At 64.7% G+C, this 15,895-nt stretch carries 15 protein-coding genes; 12 read left to right on the forward strand and 3 right to left on the reverse strand.

What is annotated here, in order from left to right:
* The first annotated feature begins 43 nt into the window (after positions 1-43).
* Positions 44-532, forward strand: coding sequence for a YbaK/EbsC family protein (locus tag ACFB49_RS15085; RefSeq protein ID WP_380872065.1), 489 nt, complete (start codon positions 44-46; stop codon positions 530-532).
* On the opposite strand, the gene ACFB49_RS15090 is transcribed toward ACFB49_RS15085, so the two are convergent.
* Positions 533-1,621: a helix-turn-helix transcriptional regulator gene (locus tag ACFB49_RS15090; RefSeq protein WP_380872066.1), complete on the reverse strand. Its 1,089-nt coding sequence runs from the start codon at positions 1,619-1,621 to the stop codon at positions 533-535. It abuts the gene before it with no gap.
* A gap of 121 nt (positions 1,622-1,742) precedes the next feature.
* Here ACFB49_RS15090 and ACFB49_RS15095 point away from each other — a divergent pair, with 121 nt between their 5' ends.
* Genes ACFB49_RS15095 through ACFB49_RS15105 form a run of 3 tightly spaced genes read left to right on the forward strand, consistent with a single transcriptional unit; the run spans position 1,743 to position 3,637 of the window.
* The gene (locus ACFB49_RS15095) at positions 1,743-2,927 is read left to right on the forward strand and encodes a cytochrome P450 (protein ID WP_380872067.1); all 1,185 of its coding nucleotides are present in this window, start codon (positions 1,743-1,745) and stop codon (positions 2,925-2,927) included.
* Between the two features lies 1 nt (position 2,928).
* Positions 2,929-3,246, forward strand: coding sequence for a hypothetical protein (locus ACFB49_RS15100; RefSeq protein ID WP_380872068.1), 318 nt, complete (start codon positions 2,929-2,931; stop codon positions 3,244-3,246).
* 19 nt (positions 3,247-3,265) lie between these two features.
* On the forward strand, positions 3,266-3,637 hold the full coding sequence (locus ACFB49_RS15105) for a limonene-1,2-epoxide hydrolase family protein (protein ID WP_380872069.1): 372 nt from the start codon (positions 3,266-3,268) through the stop codon (positions 3,635-3,637).
* Positions 3,638-3,646: 9 nt separating this feature from the next.
* Here ACFB49_RS15105 and ACFB49_RS15110 read toward each other — a convergent pair whose 3' ends face one another.
* The gene (locus ACFB49_RS15110) at positions 3,647-4,654 is read right to left on the reverse strand and encodes a serine hydrolase domain-containing protein (protein ID WP_380872070.1); all 1,008 of its coding nucleotides are present in this window, start codon (positions 4,652-4,654) and stop codon (positions 3,647-3,649) included.
* 648 nt (positions 4,655-5,302) lie between these two features.
* Between ACFB49_RS15110 and ACFB49_RS15115 the strand changes: the two genes are divergently transcribed.
* From ACFB49_RS15115 to ACFB49_RS15150, 8 genes are all read left to right on the forward strand, one after another.
* Positions 5,303-6,514, forward strand: a complete 1,212-nt coding sequence (locus ACFB49_RS15115; protein WP_380872071.1) for an NAD(P)/FAD-dependent oxidoreductase — start codon at positions 5,303-5,305, stop codon at positions 6,512-6,514.
* A 109-nt stretch (positions 6,515-6,623) separates the two neighbouring features.
* The gene (locus ACFB49_RS15120) at positions 6,624-7,022 is read left to right on the forward strand and encodes a hypothetical protein (RefSeq protein ID WP_380872072.1); all 399 of its coding nucleotides are present in this window, start codon (positions 6,624-6,626) and stop codon (positions 7,020-7,022) included.
* 220 nt (positions 7,023-7,242) lie between these two features.
* Complete coding sequence (locus ACFB49_RS15125; protein ID WP_380872073.1) at positions 7,243-7,890, forward strand: response regulator transcription factor; 648 nt, start codon at positions 7,243-7,245, stop codon at positions 7,888-7,890.
* Positions 7,891-7,974: 84 nt separating this feature from the next.
* Positions 7,975-8,376: a response regulator transcription factor gene (locus ACFB49_RS15130; protein WP_380872075.1), complete on the forward strand. Its 402-nt coding sequence runs from the start codon at positions 7,975-7,977 to the stop codon at positions 8,374-8,376.
* A complete protein-coding gene (locus ACFB49_RS15135; protein WP_380872076.1) occupies positions 8,373-10,397 on the forward strand; it encodes an ATP-binding protein in 2,025 nt (674 codons plus the stop codon). Before ACFB49_RS15130 ends, ACFB49_RS15135 begins: the two co-directional genes overlap by 4 nt.
* A gap of 126 nt (positions 10,398-10,523) precedes the next feature.
* Positions 10,524-11,441, forward strand: a complete 918-nt coding sequence (locus tag ACFB49_RS15140; RefSeq protein ID WP_380872077.1) for an MBL fold metallo-hydrolase — start codon at positions 10,524-10,526, stop codon at positions 11,439-11,441.
* A 173-nt stretch (positions 11,442-11,614) separates the two neighbouring features.
* A complete protein-coding gene (locus tag ACFB49_RS15145) occupies positions 11,615-11,770 on the forward strand; it encodes a hypothetical protein (RefSeq protein ID WP_380872078.1) in 156 nt (51 codons plus the stop codon).
* A gap of 230 nt (positions 11,771-12,000) precedes the next feature.
* The gene (locus tag ACFB49_RS15150) at positions 12,001-12,555 is read left to right on the forward strand and encodes a hypothetical protein (protein ID WP_380872079.1); all 555 of its coding nucleotides are present in this window, start codon (positions 12,001-12,003) and stop codon (positions 12,553-12,555) included.
* 53 nt (positions 12,556-12,608) lie between these two features.
* Here the strand turns inward: ACFB49_RS15150 and ACFB49_RS15155 are convergent, their stop codons facing one another.
* On the reverse strand, positions 12,609-15,659 hold the full coding sequence (locus ACFB49_RS15155; protein WP_380872080.1) for a CHAT domain-containing protein: 3,051 nt from the start codon (positions 15,657-15,659) through the stop codon (positions 12,609-12,611).
* Positions 15,660-15,895 lie beyond the last annotated feature (236 nt).

Here is a 15,895-nt window from a genome sequence, read left to right on the forward strand (position 1 = left end):
CCGCGCCTTGCATGGCTCGAGGCCGGATATTGCGAGGACGTCAATGAGCCTGGAATCGGTGAAGGCATGGCTGGCCGCCAACGCCCCCGACATCGCGATCATCGATCAGGGCGAGAGCACCGCGACCGTCGCGGATGCTGCCCGGACCTTGGGCGTGGAGCCGGGGCAGATCGCCAAGACGCTGTCGGTCCGCATCAACGACGAGGTCGTGCTGATCGTCGCGCGGGGTGACGCGCGGCTCGACAATCGCAAGACCAAGGCGGCGTTCGGCGGGCGGCCGCGGATGCTGGGCGCGGTCGAGGTGTTCGAACTGACCGGGCATCGGGTCGGCGGGGTGTGCCCGTTCGGCCTCGCGACGCCGATCCCGGTCTATTGCGACCTTTCGCTCAAGGATTTTGCCGAGGTCTATCCGGCGGCGGGATCGACGACGAGTTCGGTGATGCTGACGCCGGAGCGGCTGGCGGCGCTCGTCAACGCCAAATGGGTCGACGTCTGCCAGCAGGCGACCGCGGAGGCCGAAGCCGCCGAATGATCAGTGCGGACGATCCAGCCGGGCGACGCTCGACAGGATCATGCGGATCAGATCGGCCTGGCGTTCGGCGCCCATCCGCGCGAGCAGCCGCTTGCAATAGGTGCGCGCGCTGGTGCGGGTGAGGCCCATCGCGGCAGCGCAGGCATCGACCGAAAGGCCGCGCACGAGCAAAGCCGCCATTCGCGCCTCGGCAAGGCTGAGACCGAAGCGGCGGCGGAGCGCATCTGCGCCCAAGGCCGGCTGGTCGGCGGCGCTGTCGAGATAGACGACATAATTCGGCCCAGCGCCGTCGCCCTCCTCATCCTGCCAGGGACGGACCAGGAGATGGAGTGGATTGCCACCGGCTTCGCCCGCCACCAGCATCGCGCCGCCGGCCGGTTGGCGGAGTGATCGGCGGAGTGCCGCGCCGCCCTGCCCGCGCAGCTTGAGCCGATCGCCATCGCGCGCGACCGCGGTGCCGCGATCGAGCAAAGCATCGGCCAGCGCATTGGTGCCAAGGATCGCGCCCGCCTGATCGAGCAGGATCACGCCAACGCCGAGATCGGCGAGCGCGGCGGCATGGATCGCGGCGGCATTGCGCTGCGAATCCAGCCGGGCGTGGATCGCCAACGCGCGGTGGAGATGGGGGACGAGGCCGGCAAGTTCCGCCGCGTCATTCGGCCCGAAGGGGCCACGCGCCTGATCGCGGCTGATCGAGAGCCAGCCGCCGACGCCCTGCTGCTCGCCAAGATAAGCGAACAGCGCATGATCGGCGCCGATCCGCCGGCAGAAGGCGAGGAAGCGTTCGCCCTCCCCCACCGACACGGCCGGCATCATCGCGGCGAAATCATAGACTGCGCCAACCTCCATCGCGCGGTGGCGGGTCGGATCGAGGTGGCGATAGACGCTATCGTAGAGCGGCCAGCTTTCATGCGCATCCCAGGCGGAATCGAAGATGAAGCGCGTCCGTCCATCGGGAGCGCCGGCACGGGCGAACTGGAACATGGCGGCAGAGCCTTCGAAGGCCTCCCGCACCCGCCCGGCGAGCCCCGCCCAGGGCCGTTCGGCGATCGGTGCGTCATAGATCGCCGCGATCATATTCTCGCGCATGGCCTCTCCATTCCATGCGCCGCTACGGTGATCCGCAGATCGTCCCCATATGGGGACAGCGGGGTGCCGCACGGCAGATTATGGATCGGAGCGTAACGCCAACAGCCGAGGCAGGCCAAGCATGAATGCCGTGACGCCGCTGATGCCCGACATCGACTTCGCCCATGACGAGGTGCCCAACCTGCACGAGCTGATCGCCGAGTTGCGCAGCCATGGCCCGGTGGTGCCGGTGCGCTATCACGGATCGCCGGTCTGGCTGATCATGGATCATGCGCTGCTGAAAGCCGCGTTCGAGGATTATGAGCATTTCGACGCGACCGAGGGCTATAAGCAGATTTCCGAGCCGTCGCAGGGCAAGACCTTGCAGACGATGGCCGGCGACGAGCATCGCGTGAACCGCGGGCTGGTGAACCCCTTGTTCATGCCGGTGAAGGTGCGCGCCTATGTCGAGGCGCTGATGGAGCCGATCGCCAACGAACTGTGCGACCAGATGGAAGGTCAGAGCGAGGTGGATTTCGTCGCCGCCTTCGCCCGGCCCTATCCCTTCCTGATCATCACCCGCCTGCTCGGCATTCCGGTGGATGACGAGGCGCGCTTCCTGCAATGGGCGCTGAAGATGGTAGATTTTCCGTGGGACCCGGAAGGATCGATCCGCGCCAAGGCCGACTTCGACGCCTATATGCAAGGCTTCATCGATGATCGCCGCCGCAACCCCAATGGCGATTTCGTGTCGCTGCTGGCGGGTGCGGAATATGAAGGCCAGCGGCTTTCCGACGAGCGCATCCTGGCCTTTCTGGGGCTGTTGTTCCCGGCAGGGTCCGACACCGCCTACAAGAATGGCAGCAGCCTGTTCGCGCATCTGCTGGCTGATCCCGAACTCTGTGCGATGGCGCGGGGGAGCGACAAGGATCGTGAGGCGATCGTCGCCGAAGGGCTGCGCTGGCAGCCGCCCGTCGCCTTTCTGCCGCGGCGAGCGAGCGCGGATGTCGAGTGCGGCGGCGTCAGGATCGCCGAGGGGGATTGGACGTTGTTCGGCATCACCGCCGCCAACAGCGACCCCAAGGTCTTCCCCGATCCGCGCCGCTTCGATCCGACCCGCGACAATCGCGAATTGCTGACCTTCGGGCGGAGCAGCCATTTCTGTTTGGGCATGCACGTCGCGCGGCGCGAACTGGAGACGGCGCTCCGTGTGGTGTTCCAGCGCTTCCCGAATATCCGCCTGAAGCCCGGCCAGACCATAGACTATGTCGGCGCCGTGTTCCGCGGCCCGCGTGCGGTGATCGTCCAGCCTTATGGGGAGGCGTGAGGTGCTGGTCCGCTTCATCGATCCCGACGGCCGGGAACATCTTGTCGAGGGCGAGCCTGGCGAGAGCGCGATGCGTTGCGCCACCCGCGCGCTGATCCCCGGCGTGCTCGGCGAATGCGGCGGGGCGATGGCCTGCGCCACCTGCCATTGCTACGCCGATCCCCCCGCAGGCGCGACGCTGCCCGAGCCGGGATTTCAGGAACGCGAGATGATCGAAGGCTGCATCGATACGCGTGCGACGAGCCGGCTGACCTGTCAGGTGGTGCTGGCGCCGGAGTTGGAGGGCATCACCTTCATCGTTCCGGTATCGCAGGTGTGACGATCAATTGGAGACTATGATGAGCAACATCCCGACCGTGATCGCCTTTTGCGAAGCCTGGAAATCGCGCGATGCCGATCGCATCGCCGCGCTCGTGAGCGAGGACTGCTTCTACCACAATGTCCCGATGGAGCCGGTGGTCGGCCGCGCGGCGATCGCGGAGTTCATCCGCGGCTTCCTGGGCGATGCCAGCAGCGTCGAGTTCGAGATGCTGACCATCGCGGAAGCCGCGGACGGCACCGTGCTGACCGAGCGTGTCGACCGGTTCGTCACGGCGGCCGGAAAGGTCGCGCTGCCGGTGATGGGCAGCTTCAAGCTGAAGGACGGGCTGATCGCGCGCTGGCTCGATTATTTCGACATGGGCCAGTTCGCGCCGCAGCCGGCGGAATGACGGCGGGCATCACTCCACGACGTCGGCGAGAATGTCCTTCAGGATCTGCTCCGAGCGCTTCTGGCCATAGCCGCGGCCATAAGCGCTCGACATGACGGCAACGACCATGCCGAGCCTTGGAACGACGTAGATCTTGTTGCCGCCATTGCCCGATGCGAACGATACCGCGATCTGTCGGTCGCCCACTCCCTGGGTTTTGCCGTACCAGAAATAGCCATAGCTATCGGCATAGGGATCGACATCGCCGATCGCGACGTGCGGTGCGAGGGCCTGGCTTATCCACGCCCGGCTCACCACGCGCTTGCCGCGATATCGCCCGCCATTGCGGACCATCTCGCCGATCGCCGCGAAGCCGCGCAGCGTCAGCGACAAATTGCCCTGCCCCTTGGTGTAGCCCGAACGATCCGCCTCCCAGCGCCAGCGGCTGATGCCGAGCGGCGCGAACAGATGCTGCGCGGCGAACTCGTCCATGCGCTGGCCGCTCGCCTTTGCCGTGACGATCCCCGCCACGGTGGAGGTCACGGAATTATATCGATAGCGGGTGCCGGGCGCGTCCGCGCGCGGCAGGCCGAGGATGAATGCGGCGGGATCAAGTGCCTCGTCCACCCGATCCTCATTACCGGGCGAATCCGGATCGGCATCGAAGGCCGCGAGGCCGGAACGCATCGTCAGCACATCCCGGATGGGCACGCTGCCGATCGCCGATCCCTTCGCCTCGGGCCAATAGCGCGCCACCGGATCGTCGATGCTGCGGATTCCGCCCCGATCGACGACGATGCCCAACAGCAGCGACGTCACGCTCTTGCCCGCAGACCGGACATCATGAAGCGTGTCGGCGTCGGCGCCCGCATAATAACGCTCCGCCACGACGCGCCCATCCTTCAGCACGATCACGCCCTTCAGATCATGCTTCGAATCCGCATCCCATCGCTCCAGCGTCGCCGCGATGCGTTGATCCTCGGCCCGCGCGGCATGCGAAGCGGTGAGGAGGATCAATGCCAGAAATATCCGGTACAATCTGATTTCCCTGTATGTTCGTGACGGGCTTAGCGATGCTCGTCGCTGCGATCTTGTATCGGCGAAACATCATGACGCTTTCGCCACGCGGCCGGACCCGTGCGAAGATGGCGCCCGCTTCGCGCCACGGCGGTCCTTTTCCCCAGAAGTCCGTTCGCTTGCGCGCCAGCGTCATATGCCCCGCTCGGAAAAATTCTAACAGGCCATTATCTCAATAGCATAACCCGATGATGAGGGGGACCTTCACCCGCCGATGCGGCCCGAGATGGCCAGGCGGCAAGGCTGGAGAGGCGGGATCTGAAAGCATGCTCCGCCTATACCCCGGAAAGAACATCCTGAACCTTCGCATAGGGTGCCTCATGCTCGACAGTCCCCGAGCAGCTTCCGTATAAAGGAGGCGTCGAGAGGATTTCCCGATCGGCTGCGGTGAAGAGGCGGTGCGGCAACGAAGCCCACCATCCCGGCACCCCGAACGGATGAACGCCCGAAAAATCTGCGGGCGGCGTCCGGCGACAAAACTCAGTGCTGCTTTCCGACTGGTTTCGCCAGTCCACTTGGCATGCTCGCATGCGGGCATCGGATATTCGTGCCGGCGGAATGGCCGGCTGTTCATCACCATCGCCTTCAACACGGATGAGGAGGGTCATCATGTCCAGGAATATTGTGATCATCGGTTCGGGCTTCGCCGGAATGATGGCGGCGCTCGGCGCGTCCCGCCTGCGCCATGAAAAGGGCGTTTCACCTGACGAGCTGGCGATCACCGTCGTCTCGCCGGCGCCGGAAATGGTCATCCGCCCGCGGCTCTACGAGCGCAATCCCGAACAGATGGTCGCTCCGCTGACCGAGTTGTTCGCCGCGACCGACATCAACTATCATCAGGGCAGCGTAGAGACGATCGACAGCACCGCATCGACGATCAGCGTGGTTGCGGCGGATGGTTCCACGACGACCCTGCCCTATGACCGGCTGGTCCTGGCGGCGGGCAGCGATGGCTTCGCGCCGCCGATCCCCGGCCTTTCCGAATTCGGCTTCGCCGCCACGCAACTCGCCGAAGCGGTCGAGCTCGATCGCCATCTGCACGCGCTCGCGACAAAGCCGGCCTCTCCGGCGCGCAATACGGTCGTGGTCGGCGGTGCCGGTTTCACCGGACTGGAAGTCGCGACCGAAATGCCGGGGCGTCTGCGCGAGATATTGGGCGAGGATGCCGATGTCCGCGTCATCATCGTCGACCGGTCGGAGCATGTGGCACCGGCGATGGGGGTCGAGCCCCGGCCCTTCATCGAGGAACGGTTGCACGCGCTCGGCGTCGAGACCCGGATGAATGTCGGCATCGCGGCGCTCGACGAAAATGGCGTGACGCTGGGCAATGGCGACCGGATCGAAGCCTCCACGGTGATCTGGTCCGCCGGCATGCGCGCCTCGCCCCTGACCGCGCAATTGCCGGCCGAGCGCGACAATCTGGGCCGTATCATCGTGGAGCCCGATCTGCGGGTGCCGGGGGCCGGCAATATCTTCGCGACCGGGGACACGGCCAAGGCGCTGACCGACGGGGAAGGCAATTATGCCGCCATGTCCTGCCAGCATGCCCGCCGCCTGGGCGCCTTCGCCGGGCATAATGCCGCGGCCGATCTGCTGGACAAGCCGACGCTTCCCTATGATCAGCCCGTCTATGTGACCTGTCTCGACCTTGGCCCTGACGCGGCGATCTTCACGCGGGGATGGGATTCGCAGGTCAAGATCACCGGCGCGGATGCCAAAGCGGTCAAGAAGGAGATCAACGAGGTGTGGATCTACCCGCCAGCCGCCGAGCGGGCAGCCGCTTACGAGAATGTGCTTACCGCCCGCACCGTCGATTTCTGACGGCGGCGTCGTGCGATGAAAGCCGGCGACAGCGGGGAAATGCTCCCCGCTGTCGGACCAGCCGGATCGGAGGAACGCGATCCACATCCTTGATGGAACGGAGAGTTCGATGCTTCTCGAAAATCAGGATTGGTCGAACAGCGATTATGTCGCGACGGCATCGACCTATGATTCATGGCTCCGGTCCGATCCATTTTTCGGCAGGACGGCACCGGAACCGGCCCCGCTGACCGCACTGGAGCAAGGCGTCGTGGCGATCTCCCTGTTCGATCATCCGTCCAGCATCGAGCCGCCGCGTGCGCTGGCGCGCTTCCTGGTCTGGGCATTCGGAACCACACTCCCGAACCAATTGGCAGACGAGCGACTGGAAGCGCTGCGGCGCTATTGCATCCTGCTGCGCGAGGCGGGTGGATCGCCGGCTGCCGAGGAAAATGACAGGGTGCGGGCGGCCGGCTTTTCGGAAGCGGCACTGAAGGAAGCAGGCAAGCTCGTCGCGCTCGGTTGGTAAAGATCTCAGCTCCGCAGGTGTGGGGCCGCAGTCCTTTCGTCGCAACCATGTCGGCAGACATTGTTCGGCTTGATGCGGATCAATATAACCCATATCCGTTATCGGGTTATCGATATCAGGCAGCCCGCCGGCCGCCTTCCCTGAGACGCCAGCGACTGGTTTGACGACAGGCTTGGCGTCCGCTGGACAAGGCCGGGAACGCCAATATCGGAGGAACAAGATGAGCACCGTCCCGGCCGACGCAACGCCGCTCGTCCTCGTCGTCGACGATGATGAGGAGGTGCGGACGGCGATCGAGGAACTGATGCTGTCCGTGGGGATGGAAGCGCACGGTTTCGGATCGACGCGGGATCTGGTCGAATCCCCTCTGCTCGATCGGGCCGCCTGCCTTGTCCTCGATGTGCGGATGCCCGGTTCGAGCGGCCTCGACCTGCAACAGCGCCTGAGTGCCGCGGGAATATCGCGGCCCATCGTGTTCCTGACCGGACATGGTGATATCCCGATGTCGGTGCAGGCGATGAAGGCGGGCGCGATCGACTTCCTGACCAAGCCGGTCAGGGACCAGACCCTGATCGATGCCGTCATCGCGGGCGTCGAACGCGACACCAGCCAGCGCGCGCATGCTCGAATCATTCAGCAGCACGTCGATCGTTTCGCGACCCTCACGCCGCGCGAGAGCCAGGTCATGCGGGAAGTGGCGCGGGGCCGCCTCAACAAGCAGATCGCCTTCGACCTCGGCATCTCGGAAATCACGGTCAAGCTTCACCGCAGCAATGTGATGAAGAAGATGCAGGCGGCGTCGGTCGGGGAACTCATCCGCGCATGGGAAATGCTGCCCGTGGAACTGCGCCAGGGCCAGACGGCCTAGACCTTGGTATGGTTATAAAGTCCTCGAAATTGAGCGAAACAGGGCCAATCGGCCGAAGGCCGCTCAATATGAGGACCGAGCCGCTTGTCCAGAATTCCCACCGTTGCGATCGTGGACGATGACGAAGCCATCCGCGACGCCCTGTCGGACCTGCTGATGCTGGAAGGCTTTGATTGTCGTTCCTTCGAAGGGGCGTCGGCTTTCCTGGCCGAGATCGGGCGCACGCCGTTCGACTGCCTGATCACCGACATGCGAATGCCGGGCATGAGCGGGCTCGAGCTGCTGGAACATCTGCATGATCGCGGCGCGGACCTTCCCGCCATCGTGCTCACGTCGGTCGTGGACGAACATAGCCGGGCGCGATCGCTGGCGCTCGGCGCGCGCGCATGGCTCGGCAAGCCGGTCGCCGACAAGGTGCTGCTCAACGAACTGAGGCTGGCGATACAGGGGCGGGACGTCATCCTGCCGGAAGGGTCAGCGGAATGACGCCTGCGGTGCCGGACGCGGGGGTGGCGAAGGCCGATCTCCATGTCGCCGATCTGGCCTCGGAAAGCGTCATCATCTTCGACAGCGAGGGCAGGATCCAATATTGGAATCCCGCATCCGAGGCCCTGTACGGCTGGCCGTCGCTCAGCATGATCGGCCGGGGCATCGACGATCTGACCGAACAGACCGGCACCGACTATGAGCATTGGCAGCAGCTGCTGCACGAGGGTACCTGGCTGGGGCAGATCAGCCGTCGCGACTTTTCCGGCGAGCATGTCGTGGTCGACGTCCGCCAATATGTTCGCTTCCATGGCGACGGGACGCCGCGCGATGTCGTCGAATATGGGCGGCGATCGCTTGCGGAAGGCGAACAGGCCGGAACGGACTGGCACATCCCCGACCGGCTGATGGCGGCGAGCTGGGAAATCGACATAGCGGGCGCACAATCGCTGATTGCCGCCGCTGTGGACGTCCAGCCGGACGCTCACGAACGACATATGCTCGCGCTGATCCAGGCGAGCCGCGTGGCCGATGTCAACGACCGGGCGGCACGCCTGCTGGGCGGAAACCGGGGCCGGGAAGTGATGATCGGCCAGTCTCTCGCAGCATTCTGGCCGATCGAACGGCGGGCGATGCTGGGCGAGCTCATCATCGAAGCTGTCACCGCCGGCGATCCCGGCAAGACGTTCAGGCGGCAGATCCCTTCCGACGGCATATTGCGCGATCCGGTGGTGACATTGTGGCTGGGGGAGAATCCGGACCGGATATTCGTGGCGGTGAACGGCACGGCGGACGACGACCGGTCCTACCTCTATCTCCGGGCGAGCGAGGCGCGCTACCGCAAGCTGGTCCATTATATGCCGACCGCGCTGCTGCAGGTCGACGCCAGCCACATGAAGAAGATCTATCTGGAGCTTCGATCTGCCGGCGTGGAGGATTTCAGCCAATATCTGGACGATCATCCAGAACTGGTGGAACTCGCCGCCGAAACCGTGGGGGTGACGGACGTCAACCGCAGGGCCGTGGAAATGTTCGGCGGGGCGAGCGCGCACGATCTCATCCGGCCGGTCGGCAATCTGCTCCTCGCCAACCGCGCCACGTTGCGGAATGTGATGATCGGCCGCTTCAACGGCCAGACCAGTCACAGCGAATTGACGAAGGTGCAAACGTGCGACGGCCGCACACTGGACGTGCAACTGTCCGTCACCTACCCGATCTCGTCGACCGAGCTGGACGTCACCATCTTCAGCGTCGAGGACGTGACGGCCCGGCTGCAGATGGAAACCCAGCTCCGCCAGTTGCAGGCGGATTTCACGCATGCGGCGCGCATATCGACGCTCGGTGAACTGACGACATCCATCGCCCATGAGGTCAACCAGCCGCTCGCCGCGATCCTCACCAATGCGGAAACCAGCCTGCGCTGGCTGGCACGGGAAGAACCCAATATCGCCAAGGTCAAGGAACTGACGGCCCGCATCGCGGCCGGCGCCAATCGCGCCAATGACATCGTCCAGCGCATCCGGGGCATGGCGGCCAAGCACCAGCCCGAGCAAATCGCGCTGGACCTCAATCAAGTCGCGCAGGAATCCATGCTGTTCCTGCGCCATGAGATCGAGTCCCGTTCGATCAGGATCACCACGGCCTTCGCCGAGAAATTGCCCGCGGTGATCGGCGACCGCATCCAGCTGCAGCAGGTGATCGTCAACCTGCTCATGAACGGTATCCAGGCGCTTGAAACCGGCAATGGTGCCGAATCCGCGATCATTCTCGGGACCAGCATGGACGACAAGGGCCTGGTGTGCCTCTCCGTGCGCGACACCGGTCCTGGCATAGATGCCGCCAATCTCGAACGTGTCTTCGAGGGCTTCTTCACGACGAAGGAAAGCGGGCTCGGCATCGGTCTCGTCATATGCCAGTCGATCATCATCGCGCATGGCGGCCGTATCACCGCTGGCAATCATCCCGATGGCGGCGCGGAGTTTCGCTTCACCATTCCGGAGCACATATCGGGCGCGCAATAGCTATCGAATGGCAAGACCTATACCCTTGTATGGTCTGTCCAACTCCTCCACCCAATCGACCGAAAACGAGCCTCGACCTAGCCTCGTCCACGCCGCGATCGAGGCGGCGGTCATGAGGATAGAGACATGAAGCTGGACAATATCGCACGCTCCGCCGGTGCGGGGCTCGAAGAGCTGGTTCCGTCGCGCTACGCGCTGCAGGTCGGCGAGATTGACGTGCTGGTGGTCAGCGACGGCGTGCTGCCAATATCGCCCCAAGTTCTGGCGGCCAATGTCGAACCAAGCGTCTTCGAAGGCTGGCTGGACGAACAGTTTCTGCCCCACGATGTGGCCCACTGGCCGCTGAATGTCCTTGTGGTGCGCAGTGGCGATCAGACCATTCTCGTCGACTCGGGGCTCGGGGCGGACCCGAACCTGAAGCTGGCGAAGTCGGGACGTCTGGCTGAACGACTGGAAGCCGCCGGGATCGAGCTTGCGTCGGTGACCGACGTGGTACTGACCCACATGCACATGGACCATATCGGAGGGCTGATTGTCGACGGAATGCGCGACAGGCTCCGTGCGGATTTACGCGTTCATGTTGCGGAGGCCGAGGTCAGGTTCTGGGAATCGCCCGATTTCTCGCGGACGGCGATGCCTGCCGGTTTCCCCGATGCACTGCGGGGGGCGGCCAAGCGGTTCATGGAGCAATATGGCAATCAGGTGCGCATGTTCGCGGAGGAATATGAGGTGGCGCCCGGCGTGATCGCTCAACGCACCGGCGGTCATACTCCCGGACACAGCCTCGTCCGCATCACCTCCGGCGGCGAACGGCTGGCCTTCGTTGGCGACGCCATATTTCAGGTCGGCTTTGATTGCCCGGATTGGCAGAACGGCTTCGAACACGACCCTGAAGAGGCTACCCGCGTTCGCATCCGGCTGTTGCAGGAAGCTGCGGCAAGCGGCGAGCTGCTGGTGGCGACGCATCTGTCCTTCCCGTCCGTCGGACGGGTGGCCGTTGACGGTGACGCCTTCCGCTGGGTGCCGGCGATCTGGGACTATTGATCGCTCCCGGAGCCCAGGTCGAACCAGGGCGCATGCGCAGCGCGTTGAATGTGCCGGCGCCCTGGTCCGTCCGCTTCCGCTGGACAGCAAAGGGGCATGAGCGCAAGATCGGTTGATCCCGGCTTTCGCTCAATATTGGTACGAACCATGGTTGATGCGCTACTGCCTCCATTTTGCTGGTCATGGTCGCAGGCGGATTCCTCCTGATCCGCTCGCGCCCCATTCGTTACCGGCTCGCATTCGGGCTGATCGTGCTGGCAGTCCTCGCGCCCGTTCTGGCCCATCGCGATGCCCTGCCGCTGCCGCCATCCGATCTGGGTATGGCCTGAACGACTGGTGGACCCGCGCGCTAAACCGCACGATCCCGCGTCAAAAGCTGGCATCGTTCTCAATCTGAATCACCGGCAGCAATCAGGCGCCGGGAAACATGCTTCTACGTCGGCTATGGCGGCGATCACGGGCATAAGCTTGGTTTAGGCAGACACCCGAAAGCGGGATATCATGAGGAATGCCCGTTTGGGCATGGTCCGACGAACCAGGCGAGTGGGAGCAAAGTGCGATGAAGGCACTGACGGCGCTACTTTGGGCAGTGGTGACATTTTCCCCAGCCGCGTTCGCCGCACCGCCCAACGAGGTTCGGAAGGTCGAGCGCGATGGATCGCACGATTTCGATTTTTTAATTGGCAATTGGAAGGCGCACGTTCGGCGGCTGCCTGATCGACTGGTCGGATCGACAAAGTGGGACGTCTATGACGGGATTTCGAATCATCACAAGCTGCTGGATAGCAACGCCAATTTTGAGCAATTCGAAGTGGATGGCCCCGCCGGGCACCTTAAGGCGCAAACTCTGCGGCTTTACAATCCGGAGAGCCGACAATGGTCTATTTTTCTGATCGACGTGAATGCTGGCACGCTCCAGCTGCCTCCCGTCGTTGGTCAATTTAATGGCAAACGGGGCGAGTTTTACGATCAGGAGCTATGGAAAGGCCGAGCAGTGCTCGTGCGTTATGTCTGGCTCGACATCTCTCCCAGAGAAGCGCGGATGGAGCAGTCTTTCTCGGACGATGGCGGCAAAACATGGGAAGTAAACTGGATTTGCGAATTGACACGCTAGAGAGCCCCAAGTCCGAGCGAGTTATGGGTTAAAAAGACACTTCGAATGACGCCCTATCCACCCGTCAGGCTGAAGGGAGCCCAGAAGAAGGGGTGGGTCTTGAGCGATCCATCGCGATCCTCGATGAAGTCGATCGCGGTCTTGCGCAGCGCCTTCGCTGGCGTATCGCCCTCTGCCGTGCGGCGGACGGTGGCCGAGGTGATGATGGCGGCCGCGTCGGATTCTACCGGCCAGTGCGTCACCAGCAGTGATCTCGCGCCCGCATAGAAGAAGGATTTGGCGAGGCCCGACAGCGGCTCCGCATTGGGCGAACCATCGTCGGCAGCGGTATTGCAGGCAGACAGGATCACCCAGTCGGCGCGCATCCGGAGCAAAGCGATCTCGCTCGCCGAAAGCAGGCCGTCGTCCGCGCTGCTGGCAACCGGCGGCGGGGTGAGCGCGAGCGCGGGCTCCGCATAGCCGCTGAGTTCACCGGCAACGAGGCCATGGGTGGCGAAGACAACGACGCCGAACCCTTCGAGCGGGGTCGAGCGGATGACGGCTTCGCTGGCATCGCGCCCGAGCAGCAGCTTGGCGCCAGATCTCCCGATCGAGTCCGCGATCTTGCCGAGTTCGTCGCTGGTTTCGGGCAGCGGAGTGAGTTGGCGCAACAATCCGACATCGGCGAGGCGGGTGCGGGCCATTCCCCGGAGGATCGCACCGCGTTGCGCATTATCGTTGGCGGCGCCGGCGAACAGAGCCCCGCCCACGCCCAGCATCGTCCGGCGTGGCGCCATGCCGCCTTCGACCGCACGGAGGGCAACGATCGAGGCGATCGAGGGATAGTTGACGATCGCCGCACGGCGGATGAGCCAAGCTAGCTTCGTATAGTCCGCGGCGTCGCCATTGATCGCCGGCGGCGCTTCGGTGACGAGGACCGCGAAGGGCAGGCTTGCCAACGGGCCGTCGGGGACGACGAGCAAGGTATCACTGGCCTGAAGGAAATCATTGGCGGGTGCGATCAAGGCCGCAAAGAGCCGATAGGCGCCGGCCGCGTCATAGGTCGGCAATTCCGTCTTCCAGCGGGACGGATCGAGCGTGGCGCGCAGGCTTTCGACCAGGCGCGTCATTTCCTGACGACCGAGCGCTGCGCGATAGGCAATCGCGGCGTCCCGCCGGACGGCGATCACATAGGTTGCGTCGTCGGCGACGGTGAAGGCCAGCGCTGCCTCGCCATCCCGCAGTGTCCGCTGAAGATCAGGCAGATCGACGACGCGCGACTTGATGAGCAGATCGAGCCGGGGATTGCGGACCACAAGCTGCGCGTCGATTTCCGCGACGCGTGACGCAACCGCCTGTTGCCGCGTGAGGAGGGCATCGCGGCGGGCGTCGTCATCCTCGACCCCGGCAGCGAGACTCCCGACCAGTTCGTCCTGGATGTAACGCCATTCGGCGGAGAGATCGTTGCGCTCACCCAGCAGTGCGCCGAGCGCCGGATCGGCGGCTTGCAGCCGCGTCGCCATCTGGGCGATCGCCCCACCGGTGCTGGCGGCATTGGCGAGTTGGTTCGTCGCGAGCATCCGCCGCACCGCCGCATCGCCGCGGACGGGCTCGCCGGGTTTGACGCCTGCGGTGGTGAGCGCGAGATCGCGGGTCAAAATATTACGCGCGGCGCGTCGTTCGGCCTGGGCGTCATTCCAGGGACGCGCCTCGCCGATCGCAAGGCGTTTGCGCAGCACGTCGACCGCTTCCTGACTGCGATCGAGCGCATCGCCGGTCGCGCCCTGGGCTGCGCGTGCGGAGGCGAGGTTCGACAGGGTCACGCCCAGCGCGAGCGCACTATCCCCGCCCCAACGCCGCTGGATGGCGAGCGCGCGGCGGAAATAGGTTTCAGCGCGCGGGGCATCGCGCCGTTCGAGCGCGATTTCGCCCAAGGCACTCAACCCCGGTGTCAGATCGAAGGATTTGGCGCCGCGGGCATCGCGGAATGCCGTGAGGGCGAGCCCCAGCTCCCGCTCGGCCGCCGGCAGATCGCCAGCCTTGCGGGACACGAGGCCGAGCGAGGCATGGGCATAAGCGAGCGTCAACGGCGCCTGTTCGACGGGCCGTTCAAGGATGGCGAGCGCGGCCTTTGCTGCGGCGACGCCCTCCTTGGCGCGCTGCGCCTCGCCCAGCATCAGCGCCTTTTCCATCAGCGCCTGCGCTTCGGCTTCGCTGCCATCGCCATAGGCCTTGCGGGCGAGGCCGACGACGCCGTCGAACAAGGAGGCGGAACGATCGAAATCGCGCGACATGCCCGCGACCACGGCAAGCCCATAGACGATCTCGCCCTCCCGCGGATTGTTGCCGAGCTTGAGCGCAGCGAGCGCGGCCAGCGCGGTGGTGAAGGAGGCCGAGGCTTCGGGCAGTTCGCGCCGGATCATGTGGATCGTGCCGCGCCGCTGGGCCACGTCGGTCGCGAGCGTGGGGTCACAGGGGTCGGGACGGATCGCGGCTTTCTCCGCCTGCTGGACGAGATCGAGCGCGCGGGTCAGCCGTCCCTGCTCATAGGCGATCGCCGCGCGGACCAAGGTGAGACGGGGCGGCGTATCGCCTCCGGCGGCTTTGAGCGCCGCGGCGGCTTCGTCCGCGGCGGCATTCGCCTCGGCAAATTGCAGGGCGCGGCGGCTGGCGTCGGCAAGACGCAGCAGCGCGCTCGCCTTCAGTCCGGCCGGAATGTCCGCGCCACGGGCGATCGTCGCGGCGCGGCGGGCATGATCGAGCCCGGCTGCCGGCCTGCCGGCGGTATATTCGAAATCGCTATAGGCGATCTCGGCATTGGCGGCGGCTGCGCGGTCGGCACCGGCATCCAGCTGCGGCACGATCCGCGCGAATATGGCCGCTGCTTCGTTCCTCTGCCCCATGCCGGCCAAAGCCACCGCGAGATTCTGGGAGACGAGAGCCTGTTCGGCACCGTTCGGTCCCGTCCGGGCGATCGCGAGCGTGACCGCCGTCCGGGCGCTCGTTTCCGCGCGGCGATAGTCAAACAGACCGTTGGCATAGGTCGCGATGTCGTGATGGATCGCCAGGAAGCCGGGCGCATCAGGCTTCCACTCCGCTTTCGCCGCGGCAAACGCCTGATCCATCCCGGCCAGCGCGCCAGCAATGTCGCACTGGGCCGCCTTGGCGCGTGCAGCCTGGACAAGCTCGACCGGTGTGGCCGCGGAGGCGGGAGGTGGGAGGAGAAGGGCAAGAAGCGGAAAGATAAGTCCATGTCCGCGCCATGACCGCACCATCATCCGCCCCCAGATCGATCTACGCGGTTACAAGTAACATATTTGAAAATATGTAATTCATGTTAGGCAATTCGCCTATTCCCTTA

The sequence above is a fragment of the Sphingomonas sp. DBB INV C78 genome, from assembly GCF_042693015.1.
Classification (GTDB): Bacteria; Pseudomonadota; Alphaproteobacteria; order Sphingomonadales; family Sphingomonadaceae; genus Sphingomonas_E.

Excerpts from the sequence above, each read along its gene's own strand:
- ACFB49_RS15085 (WP_380872065.1), top strand. The coding sequence starts at position 44 with ATGAGCCTGGAATCGGTGAAGGCATGGCTGGCCGCCAACGCCCCCGAC.
- ACFB49_RS15090 (WP_380872066.1), bottom strand. The coding sequence starts at position 1,621 with ATGCGCGAGAATATGATCGCGGCGATCTATGACGCACCGATCGCCGAA.
- ACFB49_RS15095 (WP_380872067.1), top strand. The coding sequence starts at position 1,743 with ATGAATGCCGTGACGCCGCTGATGCCCGACATCGACTTCGCCCATGAC.
- ACFB49_RS15105 (WP_380872069.1), top strand. The coding sequence starts at position 3,266 with ATGAGCAACATCCCGACCGTGATCGCCTTTTGCGAAGCCTGGAAATCG.
- ACFB49_RS15115 (WP_380872071.1), top strand. The coding sequence starts at position 5,303 with ATGTCCAGGAATATTGTGATCATCGGTTCGGGCTTCGCCGGAATGATG.
- ACFB49_RS15120 (WP_380872072.1), top strand. The coding sequence starts at position 6,624 with ATGCTTCTCGAAAATCAGGATTGGTCGAACAGCGATTATGTCGCGACG.
- ACFB49_RS15125 (WP_380872073.1), top strand. The coding sequence starts at position 7,243 with ATGAGCACCGTCCCGGCCGACGCAACGCCGCTCGTCCTCGTCGTCGAC.
- ACFB49_RS15135 (WP_380872076.1), top strand. The coding sequence starts at position 8,373 with ATGACGCCTGCGGTGCCGGACGCGGGGGTGGCGAAGGCCGATCTCCAT.
- ACFB49_RS15140 (WP_380872077.1), top strand. The coding sequence starts at position 10,524 with ATGAAGCTGGACAATATCGCACGCTCCGCCGGTGCGGGGCTCGAAGAG.
- ACFB49_RS15150 (WP_380872079.1), top strand. The coding sequence starts at position 12,001 with ATGAAGGCACTGACGGCGCTACTTTGGGCAGTGGTGACATTTTCCCCA.
- ACFB49_RS15155 (WP_380872080.1), bottom strand. The coding sequence starts at position 15,659 with ATGGATCAGGCGTTTGCCGCGGCGAAAGCGGAGTGGAAGCCTGATGCG.